Below are 14,422 nucleotides of genomic sequence, written 5' to 3'. Positions count from 1 at the left end.
TCCAAATCATGTCCGGGAGGGCTACCGTGGTCAGGCATGATCTCGTCTTCACGTGCTGGAGCGGTCCTCGACGCACTACCGAGTGTGCGCAGTGGGCTGGAGGACTTCTACCGCGATCTGCACGCGCACCCGGAACTCTCACATCAGGAACACGCCACTGCGAACAAGGTCGCAGGCCGCCTCCGCGACACCGGATACGAGGTGCACGAGGGAATCGGTGGCACCGGAGTCGTCGGGATTCTGCGCAACGGGCACGGACCCGCCGTTCTGCTCCGCGCCGATATGGACGCCCTGCCTGTGGCAGAAGCGACCGGTCTCCCCTACGCCAGTACCGTCCGGACGGTCGACGGAGACGGAAATGATGTGCCGGTGATGCACGCGTGCGGGCACGATGTGCACGTCACGGCACTGCTCGGGGCGGCGGATCTGCTCCGGCAGGGCTCCCACCATTGGCAGGGCACCCTGGTGACGCTGTTCCAGCAGGCCGAGGAAACCGGCGACGGCGCCCGTGCCATGGTCGGCGACGGCCTCGCCGAACTGCTGCCGGGCGTCGACGTCGCGCTCGCTCAGCATGTCCTTCCGGCATCGGCCGGCGACGTCGGCACCAGATCCGGAGCGGTCCTGTCCGCCGCGGACAGCATGCGCATCACCGTGTACGGGCGGGGAGCACACGGTTCCATGCCGCAGGCCGCGGTCGATCCCGTGGTGCTCGCCGCGATGATCATCGTGCGCCTCCAGACCGTCGTATCGAGGGAGACCGCGCCCGGCGAGTCCGCAGTGCTCACCGTGGGCAGTGTCCATGCGGGCAGCAAGGGCAACGTGATCCCCGACAGTGCGGTGCTGCAACTCAACATGCGTACCTACGATGAGGGCACCCGCGAGACGATGCTACGCGCGATCCGCAGGATCGTGACTGCCGAATGTCAGGCCTCGGATTCGCCGAGAGAACCGGAATTCGAACTCTACGAACGTTTTCCGCTGACACGCAACGACGGTGAAGTGACCGCAAGGGTGGCGGTCGCGTTCGCGGAGCATTTCGGTGACCGGTACCGGGAACTGCCCCGGCAGACGGCCAGCGAGGATTTCAGCGACATCCCGAATGCGCTCGGCGTTCCCTACACCTACTGGGGTATCGGTGGCATCGACCCGTCGGCCTATCGGAACGCCGTGGAACGCGGCCGGGTCGCGCAGGACATCCCGGTCAATCATTCACCGGCGTTCGCACCGGTCGTGCAACCCACACTGGACACCGGGGTGGAAGCGCTCGTCGTCGCCGCCCTCGCGTGGCTCGCGGAACACTGATCGCTTCAGGTCCGGTTCGTTGCCGTTTTTGCCAGGTCGACGAACGCGCGTCCGGCCTTCGACAGCGCTGCGGGATCGAACACCAGGCCGAATGTACGGGTGAAGGTGGGTTCGCAGGGCCGCACGACCGCAATGTCACGGACGGACTCGGCGAGCGAACGCTCCACCAGCGACCCGCCGACACCCGCCAGCACCATCGGCAGACGCGCCTCGCGGTGATTGGCGAGTGCGGCGATGCGGGGCCGATGGCCTCCCTGGCGCATTTCGTGATCGAACTCGTCGCTCAACGTTCCGCCTCCGCGCGGCACGAACACCATCGGAATGGGGGGCATCGCCGAGAGCGTGACCGGACCGGGTGGCAGCTCGGTCCCCGGCGGATACACCATCCAGTACTCCTGTTCGCCCAGCTCGATGACGTCGAGTCCGAGCCTGCCTTCGAGCGGCAGATGCGCGACCACGAATTCGCAGTGCCCGTCGCGGATCAACGAAGCCGAGTCGCCCTCGGTGCGGAGATCACCGAAGCGCACCGTGGCCTTCGGGTGAGCACGCCTGAACTGGGCGACCAGATCGATGATCGGGCCGGTTGCGAGCGCCGGGAACACCATCAGGTCGAGACGACCCGTGACCTCGGCCGACGAGGAGGTCAGCAGCTCTTCGACCCCGGCCACGTCACGCAGGATCTGGCGGCTCGGCCCGATGAGGCTGTGTCCGGCAGCGGTGAGCACCATGCCGCGGCCGATGCGGTGGAACAACTGCACACTCAGCTCGCGTTCGAGGCTGCGCAGCGCCTGTGACACGGTCGGTTGCGCGACGCCGAGCGCGGCAGCCGCGCCGTTGATGCCGTCGTTCTCCACGACTGCGAGGAAGTATTCGATCTGGCGGAATTCCATGGTGTCTACGCTCCCGGTTTCGTGCCGGTTGCGGCAGAGATGAATGCTGCCGCTGCCGGTGACGGCTCCCCGGCTCGCAGAACGAGCCCGACGGGGCGGTGCAGCTGCGGGTCGAGGCGCAGGACGGTTGCGCCGGGGATCTGCTTCTCGGCGACCTGCCGGGGCACCACAGTCGCTCCGGTGCCGCGCATCACGAACTCCCAGATGGCGGTGGGGTGGGCACAATCGACAACGACATTGTCGGAGCCCAGCAGCTCGCCGGTCTTCGCGGCATCGGCGGGTGATCCCAGATCGATGACCAGGGGCACCTCGCGGACGATCTCGCGCGGGACGGGATCGGGAAGGCCGGCCGCGAGGTCGGGGTGCAGAGCGAGGACCATCTCCTGCTCGAGGAGTGGAACGGTGATCATGCCTGCGTGCTCGGCCGACAGATCGGTCACTCCGATCTCGGCCTCGCCGCGCCGGAGGGCGGAGTGCACACCGGCCGGTCCGTCGGAGTCGGAGATCGACACCATGATGCCGGGGTGGCGGCTTCGGAACCGTCGGACGAGTTCGACGACGGGATGGATCGAGAACGCGGAGTAGGTCACGATCTGGATTCGGCCTGCCTCGAGCTCGCGGACCGCAGCGACCTTGCTCTTCGCGCGTTCGACGTCGACGAGTATGCGGCGTGCCGCGATCTCGAGGGTGCGGCCGTCCTCGGTGAGGGTGAGGCGCCTACCTGTCCGGTCGAACAGGGTGGTGCCGAGCCTTCGTTCGAAGGTGCGGATGGCCTGCGACAGTGATGGCTGTGAAATATACAGAGCCTGAGCTGCTTTCGTGATTCCGCCGTGGTCGATGACGGCCACGAAATAAGTCACGAGATGCAGGTCCACCCGTTCATCCTAGGTGGTGGAGAATTCGATGGCGTCGTTTGGGGCCCCGGCGGGAGCCCCGAGTGCGACCTGGCAGCTCTGGATGGTGCGGTTCGGCGGGTGATGACGCCGCGCACCGTCGAGGATTGTTGCGACGCGGCGGGTGACGGTTTGCCATGTATCTCCCATTGCTTTCTCGCGGAAATGGTTCGCGGGGAATACATCACCGAGTCCGTCGTAGATCGTGTACACGTTCTCGGCCTCCGGTACAAGTACCGAATCCGACGGTGGATCGTCGAGACGGTCCTCTCTGCCCGGGTATTGGACGACGAACACGTCCACATCCGGGGCGACACCTGTGGCGGGCCGGCGGTAGATGTTTCCGGCGTTGTGCAACATGTGACTGATCCTTGAAAGGTGAGCGGTCAGGGGACCTCGGAGGGCACGGCGGCGAGCACGGGTGCGATTCCCCTGCCGACCACCACGACACCGGCGGCTGCGAGCAGCGCGGCGAAGACCGTGACGGGAACGAATCCGGCCGAGCCTGCGGCGGCGATGCCGAGCCCACCGGCGACGGCCATCGCGATGCCCGAGACGGTCGTGAAGAGTGTGAAGTCGGTGCCGGCGGATTCGTGCCGCACCAGGTCCATCGAGATCGTATAGACGATCGCGCCGGAGGCGGCGAAGCCGATATTCGACAATGCCACGACGAGGATGACAGCGGCGCCGCCTTCGGATCCGAGCGCGAGCGCGACGGTGCCCAGGCATGCCGCCACCTGGGTCAGGCCCAGCGCAACCAGCGACAGTCGGCGTCCGAGTCGTCGGATGAACATTCCCGCAGCAACACCGGACACGATGCCGAAGGCGCTGCCGACGATCACCACGACAGTGCCGATCTCGGATTCTGACCACCCGGCGTCGACGAGCATCGGGCGGACCAGGTTGTAGGAGATCGTCCCGCCGGCCGTGTACACGGGTAACAGGAGCAGGGCCCACCGGGCGACCCCGGGGCGCGTGAAGAACTGCGTGATCGTCTTGCGAGTGACGCGGGGCCGTGGCTGTGTGGCGGTGGTGGTCTTCTCGTTCCAAGCCAGGACGAACGGCAACGGAAGGGCGCTCCATGCAGCGAGTACGAGGGCTGCCGCGGCCCAGCCCGCAGCGCCGTACACGAGGAGAACGAGCCCGCCACCGACGATCTGGGCGACACAGCTGCCCGCGGATTGGAAGCCGTTGCCGATCCCGCGATCGGACGGCGTGAGCAGTCGTGTCGTGGCGGCGTCGGCGGCAACGTCCTGGGTACCGGCCACGATGAACAACGCCGCGTAGATGACCAGCGCGAGGGAGAAATCCTCCGCGGGATCGAGGAGAGCGAGCGATGCGGCTCCGACGGCGAGGAGTGATTGTGTCGTGAGCAGCCAGCCTCGGTAGTGGCCCAGCCGTGAGGAGCCATATCGGTCGACGAGCGGAGCCCAGAGGAATTTGAGAACGAGGAGAGTCGCGAGCCCGGTTGCAGCTCCGATGGTCGCAAGGGAGACACCGTTTGCCTGCGCGATGGTGAGGAATGCGTAAGTGAACATGCCCAGTGAGAGGTTCTGCGTGCAGTACAGCAGTGCCACGAGTGTCAGGCGCCTCGACCTGGACATGGTCGGTGACGGGCCGGAGGTGGGGTCGGTGACGGGAAGCGGTGAGGTGGACATCGTTCTCCGGGTATCAGAAAGCAATTGCGAAACGTCGGCGGTAATTGCGTGGGAAATCGGATCCCCATTTGAGGTGAGCCTAAGCTATCTTGCTGATCATGAACAGTCGCACGACGACGGACGAGCCGCCGCCCGAGACCGGACAATGCGGGCCCACGGTGTCCGAAATACTCATGCGCCGAAGGGCTTCGCTGATTCTCAGTGCAGTTGCGGCAATCCTCGGAGCGCTTGCGGGACTGATTCCCTTCGTGGTGGTCTACCTGGTTGCCGTGGATCTCTTCGTTTCCGACGCACCTCGCACCGACCGCATCACGAGTCTGGTGGTCCTCGCGGCAGTAGGTGTTGCCGCGAAAGTTGTTCTGCGGGCGATCGCGAACTGGTTGTCGCACGTAACCGCGTACCGTGCACTGGCTGATCTGCGTCTCGAGCTCGCCGATCGTATCGATCGAATGCCATTGGCGAGAGCCAGGTCCCGCAGTGCCGGTGAACTCAAGAAAGTCGTGCAGGACGACGTCGAGCAACTCGAGCTCGGCTTGTCGCATGCCATCCCGGACATCGCCTCGTCCATTGCCGTCCCGCTCGCGACCCTGGGTGTGATGTTCTGGATCGACTGGCGAATGGGGCTCGCGGCGGTCGCGATCGTCGTGTGTGTCGTCGCGTGTATTGCCTGGGCGGTGGGACGCAGCGCCGATCTTGCTCCCCGGGAATCCGAGATCGGAACCGCCCTGAATGTGTCGGTTGTCTCATTTGTCCGTGGCATCCGCGTGATCCGAGGGTTCGTCCGGCCCACGAGTTCGGTCGTCGAAGTCGAGCGTGCGATCGCCGACAGTGAAGCGATCGAGAATCTCAAGACTTCCAGGGGCCGCGTCGGGGCCGTCTCCGCGACCGCGTTCGCGTCGGTCAGCGTCCTGTTCCTGCTCCCCCTCGGGCTCTATCTCGTCCACACCGGATCGCTCGATGTCGCCGAACTCGTCTTCTTCCTGCTGGTCGGCGTGGGATTCGCGCAGCCTCTGATGAGCTTGACGCTCAGCGTGGCGGTCCTGCAGTACCAGGTGGAAGCGGGACTGAAGAACATCGGAGCGATTCTCGCGGAGGAAGACCTGCCACGAGCCGAGGATCCGCGCTCCCCGGACGGCAGCCGAATCGAACTCGTCGACGTCCGTTTCGCATACGGCGACAACGCGGTCCTCGACGGTATCGATCTCACGATCGAACCCGGGACATCGGTCGCACTGGTGGGCGGCAGCGGTGCCGATAAGACGACGCTCCTGCGGCTACTCGCGCGTTTCGCCGACGTGACCGGTGGCGCGGTCCGGATCGGTGGTGTCGACCTGCGCGATATCGACCCCATCGAACTGGCCGGGATCGTGGCATTCGTCCAGCAGGACGACTACGTCTTCGACGACACCGTGACCGAGAACATCCGATTGGCCAGGCCGGGTGCCACCGACGATGACGTGCGCGAGGCTGCCCGACGCGCGCGCGTCACCGAGTTTCTTCCCGACCTCGAAGACGGCTGGGACACGCGACTCGGAGCCGGCGGTGGCCGGCTTTCCGGTGGTCAGCGTCAACGCATTTCGATTGCCCGCGCATTTCTGAAGGACGCCCCGGTGGTCCTTCTCGACGAAGCCACAGCGTTCCTCGATGCGGAGAACGAGCAGGCCGTCGTCCGCGCTCTGGCGGACCTCGCCGAGGGTCGTACGGTCGTCACCGTCGCGCACCGCCTCGGGTCGATCACCGGATACGACCGCATCCTCCTTCTCGATGCGGGACGCATCGCGGCTGCCGGCACGCACACCGAACTGCTTGCATCGAGCGCTGGATATCTGTCGCTGTGGGAGGACTATCGCGCCGTCGACGGATGGCGCCTGGAGTCGGCCGACGACGCGACTGTGCAGACGTCCAGATCTACCGTGCCACCTACTGATACAGAGGAGCCGGACGCCAGCGATACGGATCGCGCCCCTGCGGTCGCGGATCTTGCCGCGAAAGGCCCGGTGGCGCAATGGTTCGCAATGCTCGGCCATCACCGCTCGACTTTCTTCCGGCGCGGTCTCTGGCGCATGCTCCTCGAAGGCGCGCTCACGAGCGCCCCGATGCTCGTGGTGTTCATCGCGTTGTTCACGGCGCTCGACGGACCGGTCGAGACCTCCGATGTCCTCACCCTCAGCGGCGCCCTGTTCGTTCTGTTCATAGCGCGTGTCGTCATCGGTGTGGATGTCGCCCGGGTGTGGTGGCCGGTGACACAACGTGCAATCGCAGACCTGCGGCGATCGGTCCTGCACCGGCTGCGTCGCGTGCCGCTCGGGGCCTTCGACCGGATGGATGCGGGCCGGACCTCGACTCTGGTCGTCTCCGATCTCGCTCTCGTCGATTTCGTCAACCTGCCGGGCAAACTCGTGGTCGCCGTCGTGCAACCGGTCCTCGCCACGATCGTGCTCGCAGTCCTCGACTGGAGGCTCGCTCTGGCCGCGTTGATCGGTGTTCCGGTGTTCCTCGGATTGCTCGTGGTCGCAGACCGGGCGCAGACCGCGATCACCACCGATGTCACGGATGCCCGCAGGGAGGCGAACACCGCTCTGCTCGAATTCGTGCGCGGTGCTGCGGTCCTGCGGGCGTTCCCCGACGCACCGCAGGCCATCCGCTATCGCAATGCGGTCGAGCGTCTGCGCCGTTCGAGTGTGGGGATGGCCGTACGCACGAGCCCGCTGACCGCGGTGGCGACCGTGGTGCTCGAACTCGGCTTCGTGGCGCTCCTGTGGCTCGGCAGCACGTTGTTCCTCGACGGTGGGGTCGCCGCGACGACACTGTTGCTCTTCCTGGTGATCGCACTCAACCTGTATCGGCCGCTGCAGGAACTGCTGGAGCTGAGTACCTATCGGCACCAGCAGGATCGGATTGCCGAGCAACTCGGTGGCGTGTGGGACATCGAGGAACTGCCCGAACCTACCGACCCGGCACCTATTTCCGGCACCGACGTCGAATTCCGCGAGGTGCGCTTCTCCTACACCGACGACGAAGCGCTGAGCGGCGTGTCGTTCCTGGCAGAATCGGGGAAGGTGACCGCACTCGTCGGGCCTTCCGGCGCAGGAAAATCCACGGTGGCTGACCTCGTCGCACGGTTCTGGGACGTCGATTCGGGTTCGATCCGTATCGGTGGAGCCGATCTGCGCGAGGTGACCGAGGACGAACTGCGCCGCACCGTGACAACGGTGTACCAAGAGGTCTATCTGTTCCCCGACACCATCCGGTCCAACCTCACGATCGGTTCGCCGGACGCGACCGACGAGCAAGTGTGGTCGGCTCTCGAATCCGCGCAGGCCGCCGACTTCGTCCGGGCCTTACCCGACGGGTTGGACGCGGTGCTGGCGGAAGCCGGCGACGACCTGTCCGGCGGTCAGCGGCAGCGGCTCTCGATTGCTCGTGCCCTCCTGCGCGACCCCGATGTCCTGTTGCTCGACGAAGCTGTCGCCTCGATCGACCCGGCCACCGAACGACGAATCCAGGTGGCGTTGTCGCACCTCGTGGCGGGACGCACGGTGCTCGTCGTCGCGCATCGGCTCGACACGATCCGCGGTGCCGACCGCATCGTCGTACTCGACAGCGGTGGCGTCGACGGTGTGGGAACACACGATGAGCTACTCGAGTCGAGTGTGGTGTACCGGCGTCTGTGGGATGCCCACGAGGTTGCCCACGCGGTCACGGGCTGATGAACGACAGTGTCCACCGTCCCGGGCTCAGTGCCTCGGGACGGTGGACACAGTTGTGTTCGGAACCGGCTACGCACCCGTCCAGACCGGAGCACGCTTCTCGGCGAATGCCTTCGCGCCTTCCTGAGCATCGTTCGATGCGAACACCGGGTCGATGAACTGGCGCTGCGCGACGAACGCGTCGGGGTCGGTGTACTTCGCGGACATCGCCACGACCTGCTTGGTGGCCTTCACGGCGAGCGGGCCGTTCGCAGCGACACGTGCTGCGAGTTCCTTCGCGACGGTCAGCGCTTCGCCGGGCTCGGTGACGCGGTTGACCAGGCCGTGCTGGAAGGCGACCTCGGCGGTGAGCGGGTCGCCCGTGATGGCCATCTCCATGGCCAGCGGGTACGGGAGGATCTTCGGCAGGCGCAGCAGGCCACCGGCCGCGGCGGCGAGGCCACGCTTGACCTCGGGGATGCCGAACTTCGCTTCGCGCGACGCGACGATCAGGTCGGCGGACAGCGCGAGTTCGCATCCGCCCGCGAGTGCCCAGCCTTCGACCGCGGCGATGAGCGGCTTGGTGGGCGGTGCCTCGGTGATGCCGCCGAAACCGCGACCGGGGATCGAGGGTCGCTCACCGCGTGAGAACGCCTTGAGATCCATACCGGCGCAGAACGTTCCACCGGCACCGGTGAGGATGCCGATGGTCAGGTCTGGGCGTGCCTCGAATTCGTCCATCGCGGCGGCGAGTGCCTCGGACACCTCGAGGGTGACGGCGTTCTTGGCCTCGGGGCGATTGAGAGTGAAGACGGCGATGCCGTCGGCGAACTCGGTGAGAACAACGCTCATGTCTGCTTTTCCTTCGTTACTGGTCGGCGACGGGTGTGGCGAGACTCCATCGAGAAGGAGTTCCTCCATCAGAGAGAATGACATTTCGTTCGGAAAGAACGATCAGGTGGGCCTGTGTCTCGCGGACGGCGAGCCGGAGCAGCCTCGGATCCATCGCATCGATCTGACGCGACCAGGTGATGTGCGTGGTGACCTCCCACGCCGTCGACTCCGGGCGTGCCTCGATCGCGGCGCGGATCTCCTCGAGACGATCGTCGTGGTGTCCCAGCAGTTCCCGGGCGCGCTCAGCAACACCGCGGAACCGGTATTCGTGTGCGGGCAGCACCTCGCAGTCCGGCAACGAGGTCGTCGCATGCAGCGACAACAGATACCGATGCAACGGGGACTCGAGTTCGCCCGGACCGGACGAGATGTTCGGGCTGATGCGCGGCAGCATGTGGTCGCCACTGAACAGCAGGTCGTGGTCGCGGTCGACGAAGGCGAGGTGGCCCGGAGTGTGCCCGGGTGTCCACACCGCCTCGATGTTCCATCCGGGCAGGTCGAGGCGATCACCACCCGACAACACGACATCGGCCGACTCACCCGCCTTGAACCGGACGAGGTCGAATCGGGGTGCCGCGACGACCTCCGGAGGAGCGCCGAGGTCGGTCAGGTCCACCCGCCAGGCTTCCACGTCGGCGGCCACATCGGTGGGAGTGAAGTGGCCCAGTGCTGCTGCCTCGGCGGTGTGCATCGCGATCGCAGCGCCCGTGGTCTCGCGTAGCCGAGGAGCGAGACCGAAGTGGTCGGGGTGCAAGTGTGTGATCGCCGCATACCGGACGTCGGAGATGTGGTGGCCGGTCGAGGCGATGCCGTCGACGAGAGCCTGCCAGGACTCCTTGGTGTCCATGCCGACGTCGATCAACGCGAGTCCGGTGTCGAGTGCGAGTGCGTAGATCAGGACGTAGCGCAATGCATTTCCCGGCATGGGGACGGGAATCGACCACAGCCCCGGCCGCACCTCCTCCACCGGTGGGAGGGTCTTTGCGGCCCACGCTTCGCGCTGGACGACACCGATGTCTTCGGTGATGATCATGATGTTGCCTCCACTCGGGTGCCGAGAGTGTCGCGCAGAGTGCGCTTGAGGATCTTGCCGCTCGCATTGCGCGGCAGTTCGGCGACGATATGAATCCGCTGCGGCTTCTTGTACGACGCGAGCCGACCCACCGTGAACGCGATGAGTTCGGCTTCCGAGGGTTGCTCGACGCCGTTCACCAAGCGCACTACCGCCGTGACCGCCTCACCCCAGCGCTCGTCGGGCAGGCCGACCACGGCGACCTCCGCGACAGCGGGATGCTCGGCGAGTACCGCTTCGACCTCGACGGGATACACGTTCTCCCCGCCGGTGATGATCATGTCCTTCACGCGGTCGGTAACGAACAGGTACCCGTCCTCGTCGATATGTCCGGCGTCCCCGGTGCGCAGGAATCCGTCGGAGGTGTACAGCGACGCGTTCTCGAGGTCGCGGCGCCAGTACCCCGAGACGTTGTTGCGCGACCGCGAGACGATCTCGCCGGTTTCGCCCTGCGGAAGTGCCACTCCGGTGACGATGTCGCGGATCTGCACCTCGGTGCCGGGAAGCGGCGTTCCTGCGGAGCGCAGCAGGTACGTGCGCGAGCCGTGAGGGTCGTGGTCTTCGGCGCGCAACGCGGTGAGTGCGCCCATCGTCTCGGTCATCCCGTAGCGCTGCACGAGGCGGCATCCGAGAGTGTCCATGGTGCGCGCGAGCATCGTCGGAGTGATCGGTGACGCCCCGTATGCGACCACCTTCAGGCTCGACAGATCGTAGTCGGCGAGGTCGGGCAGCTCGAGGAGCATGCCGATCGCGGAAGGCACGAGAAATGCGTGGGTGACGCCGTACTCGGCGATCGTCGCGGCCACCAGCGCGGGGCGCATCTCCCCGAGAAGGACGAGATGCAGACCCGCAGACAGGCACGTGCTGGTCCACCCGGAACCGGCAATGTGGAACAGGGGCAGGGCATTCAACGACACCGAATCGTCGTCGAACTCGTAGAGCTCGAAGTTCTCCGGCACGTTGTAGAGGTTGCGATGCACAGCGACAACGCCTTTGGGCTTGCCGGTGGTGCCGGAGGTGTAGAGCTGCAGGACCGCGGTCTCAGGGTCGTCGCCAAGGCCCGGGTCGGTGTCGTCACCGGATGCGACGAGCTCGTCCCAGCTGCGGGCTCCGTCGAGGGATGCCTCACCGACAACGATGATGCGCACATCCGGAAGCGCGGCGGCGACCGCGCGGGCGGCGTCGGCGAAGGCTGCCTCGACGACTAGCACACCGAGCTGAGCGTCCGCTGCGATCCACGCGATCTCGTCGGGGTTGAGGCGCCAGTTGATGGGGGTGAAGACGAGTCCGGCCTTCGCGCAACCGACGAATGTCGCCGCGCCGGGCAGACCCATGCGGAGCAGTGCACCGACCCGGCCGGGGGATGTCGCCAGCGTGGTCAGTGCTGTGGCCACCTTGTTGGTGTACGAGTCGAACTCCGCGTACGTGAGGGTTGTGCCTTCGGCCGTGACCGCAGGCGCCGACGGCTGGGAGACCGCCAGCTGCCGGATACGGTTGGGAAGGTGCAGTTCGCTCACGAGACACTCCTGGTCGACATCTGTCCGCACGGACTACCGGTCCGGGGATTCCCAGTCGATCACGATCGTGACGACGGCGACAAAGACCTGCGGCCGCATCAAGCGATAGGGCAATCCTATGTGCGTCGGTCGGTGCGCCCGGGTTCGCCGACGACCGACGTCACGAGGCTGTGCACAGCGTGGGCGAGTCGTTCGGTCTGTCCCGCGCGGATGTGCTGCAGGATCACATCGGGGTTCAGGGCGCCGAGGAGTAGGCGACCGAGGACGGTGGCGTCGACGTCGGGCCGTGCTTCTGCCAGCAGTGCGGCGATGTGTCGCGCCCAGAACACGTTGATCTCGTCTTCCTGGGCTTCGCTGGTGGAATTGTCGTACGCGATCATGAGCTCGACGTTGTCGACGATGAGCCGGAACATCGCATCGAAATAGGCCAGGAGCCGGTCGGGTGCGGGTGCTCCCGGGCCGAGGGGCGGCCCACCGTCGGTCACGGCGTCACGCAGGACCAGGGCGCGCTCGCGCACGAGTTCTCGCATCAAGCCCGCACGGCTTCCGAAGCGGTGGAAGATCGTGCCTTTGCCGACGCCGGCCGCTGCCGCGATCTGGTCGATCGACACGTGTTCGGAGCCGTGGGCGGCGAGGAGCGCGTCCGTGGCGTCGAGGATCGCGCGACGATTGCGTGCCGCGTCGCTCCGCTCCTTCTTCGGCTGTGGATCCGGCATCGTGAAGCCTTCCGTTGACAACTGGACCGTTGGTCCATATCGTCGGCTGCACGTCGAATTGGACCGGCAGTCATGTTATCGGGTTCGGTCCGAGACACTGCATTGCACAAGCGTCACCGGTCGGAAGGACCTGGAGAACATGTCGCACTTTCCGAAACCAGAAGAAGGAAGCTGGACCGAGCACTACGGAATCGGTACCGCGCCGATGTCGTACGAGGATTCGATCAGCCCCGAACACTACGAGCTCGAGCGCGAGGCCATCTTCGAGCGCTCGTGGCTCAATGTCGGTCGTATCAACCAACTCCGGAATGACGAACGCCGCTACACGCAGGACATCGTGATCGCTGAGGTCACCGTGCTGATCATCGAAGACACCGACGGGACGATAGCCGCCTTGCGATTCCCGATCGGTGAAGACCCTTCCGTCGCCGACCTCACTCCTGTCCAGGTCGACGTGTGGGAAGGATTCATCTTCGTCAACCTCGACAACTCGAACACGAACCCGCTACGCGAGAGTCTGGGCAAGTTCGCGGCCGGCCTCGAAGGGTTCCCGTTCGGTGAATTCACCCAACGGTTCACATACCGGTCGGATGTGGGGAGCAACTGGAAGCTCTACATCGACGCGTTCGCCGAGTTCTACCACGCTCCGGTGCTCCACTCGAAGCAGTACGTGACGGAGGAAGCGCAAAAGCTCCAGGGCTACGGGTTCGAAGCCCTGCACTACGACGTGGACGGCCCGCACGGAATGGTGTCGTCGTGGGGCGGAATGGCCCCGCCCAAAGACCCTTCGATGGTCAAGCCCATCGAACGCATCCTGCGCAGTGGGAATTTCGGGCCGTGGGACAAGCCCGACATTCCCGGTCTCGCCGACCTGCCCGCCGGTCTCAATCCCGCGCGGCACCCGTCGTGGGGTCTCGATTCGTACGTGTTCTTCCCGAACTTCATGCTCGTCATGTGGGAGCCGGGCTGGTTCCTGACCTACCACTACTGGCCGACCGCGTACAACCGTCACACCTTCGAGGGCACCATGTATATGGCGCCTCCTCGATGCGCCACCGATCGGTTGCGGCAGGAGATCGCTGCAGTGACGTTCAAGGAGTTCGCACTGCAGGATTCCAACACGCTCGAAGCGACCCAGAAGATGCTCGAAACCCGCGTGGTGTCGGAATTCCCACTGTGCGATCAGGAGATTCTGCTGCGTCATCTGCATTCGTCGGCGCAGAAGATCGTCGACGAGTATCGCGCGACGCACACCCCTGCAACGGCCTCGGCCGGATAGGAAGTCAAAGCCGCCATGACACAGTTGCTTCCCGAGGAATTCTCCGACCTAGAGCCGTGGGCCGACTGGGCACTACCGACCGAGGCGCAGCGCTACGGCCGTCGTCTCGAGAGCACGATGCCCGAACTGCAGGCGTTCTACGACGCGGCAATCCCCCGGCTCGCCGATGCCGCAGCGTATCTCGACACCTTCGACCTCGATGACCTGCCCGAGGACGCCACCCGGCTCCTGCACGTGTGCTACTCGCTGATCAACATCTCGTTCCCCGTCGAGGCATGGCATCAACCCCGAGTGCCCGATACGGGGGCTGCAAGCATGGATGCGGTGCTAGAGCCGGTGCCGTGAGCCGGATAGTATGTGTGACAGTAGAAACGGAGAAGCGGACGGATACAACACTTACGAAGTGCAGTATCCGTCCGTTTCTCGTGTTGTTGTGAGGGAAGGCAATCGACTCAGCTGATCTCGAGCTCACCCATACGTGCCCACTCGACACCCGGGATCTCCATGGGCAA

12 protein-coding genes are annotated in these 14,422 nt (G+C 65.5%); 4 read left to right on the top strand and 8 right to left on the bottom strand.

What is annotated here, in order from left to right; genetic code table 11:
- The first annotated feature begins 36 nt into the window (after window positions 1-36).
- Window positions 37-1,302 carry an amidohydrolase gene (locus ACTDXD_RS10005; RefSeq protein ID WP_440126889.1) on the top strand — a complete coding sequence of 422 codons (1,266 nt, stop codon included), beginning with the start codon at window positions 37-39 and terminating at the stop codon, window positions 1,300-1,302.
- A 5-nt stretch (window positions 1,303-1,307) separates the two neighbouring features.
- Here ACTDXD_RS10005 and ACTDXD_RS10000 read toward each other — a convergent pair whose 3' ends face one another.
- From ACTDXD_RS10000 to ACTDXD_RS09985, 4 genes are read right to left on the bottom strand one after another with little or no spacing between them, the layout of a single operon-like run.
- Complete coding sequence (locus ACTDXD_RS10000) at window positions 1,308-2,192, bottom strand: LysR family transcriptional regulator (RefSeq protein ID WP_169689402.1); 885 nt, start codon at window positions 2,190-2,192, stop codon at window positions 1,308-1,310.
- A 5-nt stretch (window positions 2,193-2,197) separates the two neighbouring features.
- Window positions 2,198-3,067: a LysR family transcriptional regulator gene (locus ACTDXD_RS09995; protein ID WP_440126888.1), complete on the bottom strand. Its 870-nt coding sequence runs from the start codon at window positions 3,065-3,067 to the stop codon at window positions 2,198-2,200.
- A gap of 9 nt (window positions 3,068-3,076) precedes the next feature.
- A complete protein-coding gene (locus tag ACTDXD_RS09990; RefSeq protein ID WP_440126887.1) occupies window positions 3,077-3,445 on the bottom strand; it encodes a hypothetical protein in 369 nt (122 codons plus the stop codon).
- Between the two features lie 26 nt (window positions 3,446-3,471).
- A complete protein-coding gene (locus ACTDXD_RS09985) occupies window positions 3,472-4,743 on the bottom strand; it encodes an MFS transporter (RefSeq protein ID WP_440126886.1) in 1,272 nt (423 codons plus the stop codon).
- Between the two features lie 98 nt (window positions 4,744-4,841).
- On the opposite strand from ACTDXD_RS09985, the gene ACTDXD_RS09980 reads away from it, so the two are divergent.
- Window positions 4,842-8,453, top strand: coding sequence for an ABC transporter ATP-binding protein (locus ACTDXD_RS09980; protein WP_440126885.1), 3,612 nt, complete (start codon window positions 4,842-4,844; stop codon window positions 8,451-8,453).
- A gap of 69 nt (window positions 8,454-8,522) precedes the next feature.
- Here the strand turns inward: ACTDXD_RS09980 and ACTDXD_RS09975 are convergent, their stop codons facing one another.
- The 4 genes from ACTDXD_RS09975 to ACTDXD_RS09960 form a co-directional block, all read right to left on the bottom strand.
- The gene (locus ACTDXD_RS09975; RefSeq protein WP_440126884.1) at window positions 8,523-9,284 is read right to left on the bottom strand and encodes a crotonase/enoyl-CoA hydratase family protein; all 762 of its coding nucleotides are present in this window, start codon (window positions 9,282-9,284) and stop codon (window positions 8,523-8,525) included.
- Window positions 9,285-9,300: 16 nt separating this feature from the next.
- Entirely contained in the window at window positions 9,301-10,359 is a 1,059-nt protein-coding gene (locus ACTDXD_RS09970) for an MBL fold metallo-hydrolase (RefSeq protein WP_440126883.1), read from the bottom strand.
- Window positions 10,356-11,915, bottom strand: coding sequence for a long-chain-fatty-acid--CoA ligase (locus tag ACTDXD_RS09965; RefSeq protein ID WP_440126882.1), 1,560 nt, complete (start codon window positions 11,913-11,915; stop codon window positions 10,356-10,358). The genes ACTDXD_RS09970 and ACTDXD_RS09965 overlap by 4 nt, the downstream gene beginning before the upstream one ends.
- A 116-nt stretch (window positions 11,916-12,031) precedes the next feature.
- Entirely contained in the window at window positions 12,032-12,631 is a 600-nt protein-coding gene (locus tag ACTDXD_RS09960; protein ID WP_440126881.1) for a TetR/AcrR family transcriptional regulator, read from the bottom strand.
- A gap of 139 nt (window positions 12,632-12,770) precedes the next feature.
- Here ACTDXD_RS09960 and ACTDXD_RS09955 point away from each other — a divergent pair, with 139 nt between their 5' ends.
- Together ACTDXD_RS09955 and ACTDXD_RS09950 are read left to right on the top strand one after the other, a co-directional pair.
- The gene (locus ACTDXD_RS09955; RefSeq protein ID WP_440126880.1) at window positions 12,771-13,910 is read left to right on the top strand and encodes an SRPBCC family protein; all 1,140 of its coding nucleotides are present in this window, start codon (window positions 12,771-12,773) and stop codon (window positions 13,908-13,910) included.
- 15 nt (window positions 13,911-13,925) lie between these two features.
- Entirely contained in the window at window positions 13,926-14,255 is a 330-nt protein-coding gene (locus ACTDXD_RS09950) for a hypothetical protein (protein ID WP_440126879.1), read from the top strand.
- Window positions 14,256-14,422 lie beyond the last annotated feature (167 nt).

This window comes from Rhodococcus sp. SJ-3 (assembly GCF_051918125.1).
GTDB lineage: Bacteria > Actinomycetota > Actinomycetes > Mycobacteriales > Mycobacteriaceae > Rhodococcus.
The sequence above is the reverse complement of the archived record's forward strand: the minus strand, read 5'-3'. Positions and strand labels throughout refer to the sequence as shown.

Excerpts from the sequence above, each read along its gene's own strand:
- ACTDXD_RS09975 (WP_440126884.1), bottom strand. The coding sequence starts at position 9,284 with ATGAGCGTTGTTCTCACCGAGTTCGCCGACGGCATCGCCGTCTTCACT.
- ACTDXD_RS09970 (WP_440126883.1), bottom strand. The coding sequence starts at position 10,359 with ATGATCATCACCGAAGACATCGGTGTCGTCCAGCGCGAAGCGTGGGCC.
- ACTDXD_RS09950 (WP_440126879.1), top strand. The coding sequence starts at position 13,926 with ATGACACAGTTGCTTCCCGAGGAATTCTCCGACCTAGAGCCGTGGGCC.
- ACTDXD_RS09960 (WP_440126881.1), bottom strand. The coding sequence starts at position 12,631 with ATGCCGGATCCACAGCCGAAGAAGGAGCGGAGCGACGCGGCACGCAAT.
- ACTDXD_RS09980 (WP_440126885.1), top strand. The coding sequence starts at position 4,842 with ATGAACAGTCGCACGACGACGGACGAGCCGCCGCCCGAGACCGGACAA.
- ACTDXD_RS09985 (WP_440126886.1), bottom strand. The coding sequence starts at position 4,743 with ATGTCCACCTCACCGCTTCCCGTCACCGACCCCACCTCCGGCCCGTCA.
- ACTDXD_RS09955 (WP_440126880.1), top strand. The coding sequence starts at position 12,771 with ATGTCGCACTTTCCGAAACCAGAAGAAGGAAGCTGGACCGAGCACTAC.
- ACTDXD_RS09990 (WP_440126887.1), bottom strand. The coding sequence starts at position 3,445 with ATGTTGCACAACGCCGGAAACATCTACCGCCGGCCCGCCACAGGTGTC.
- ACTDXD_RS10005 (WP_440126889.1), top strand. The coding sequence starts at position 37 with ATGATCTCGTCTTCACGTGCTGGAGCGGTCCTCGACGCACTACCGAGT.
- ACTDXD_RS10000 (WP_169689402.1), bottom strand. The coding sequence starts at position 2,192 with ATGGAATTCCGCCAGATCGAATACTTCCTCGCAGTCGTGGAGAACGAC.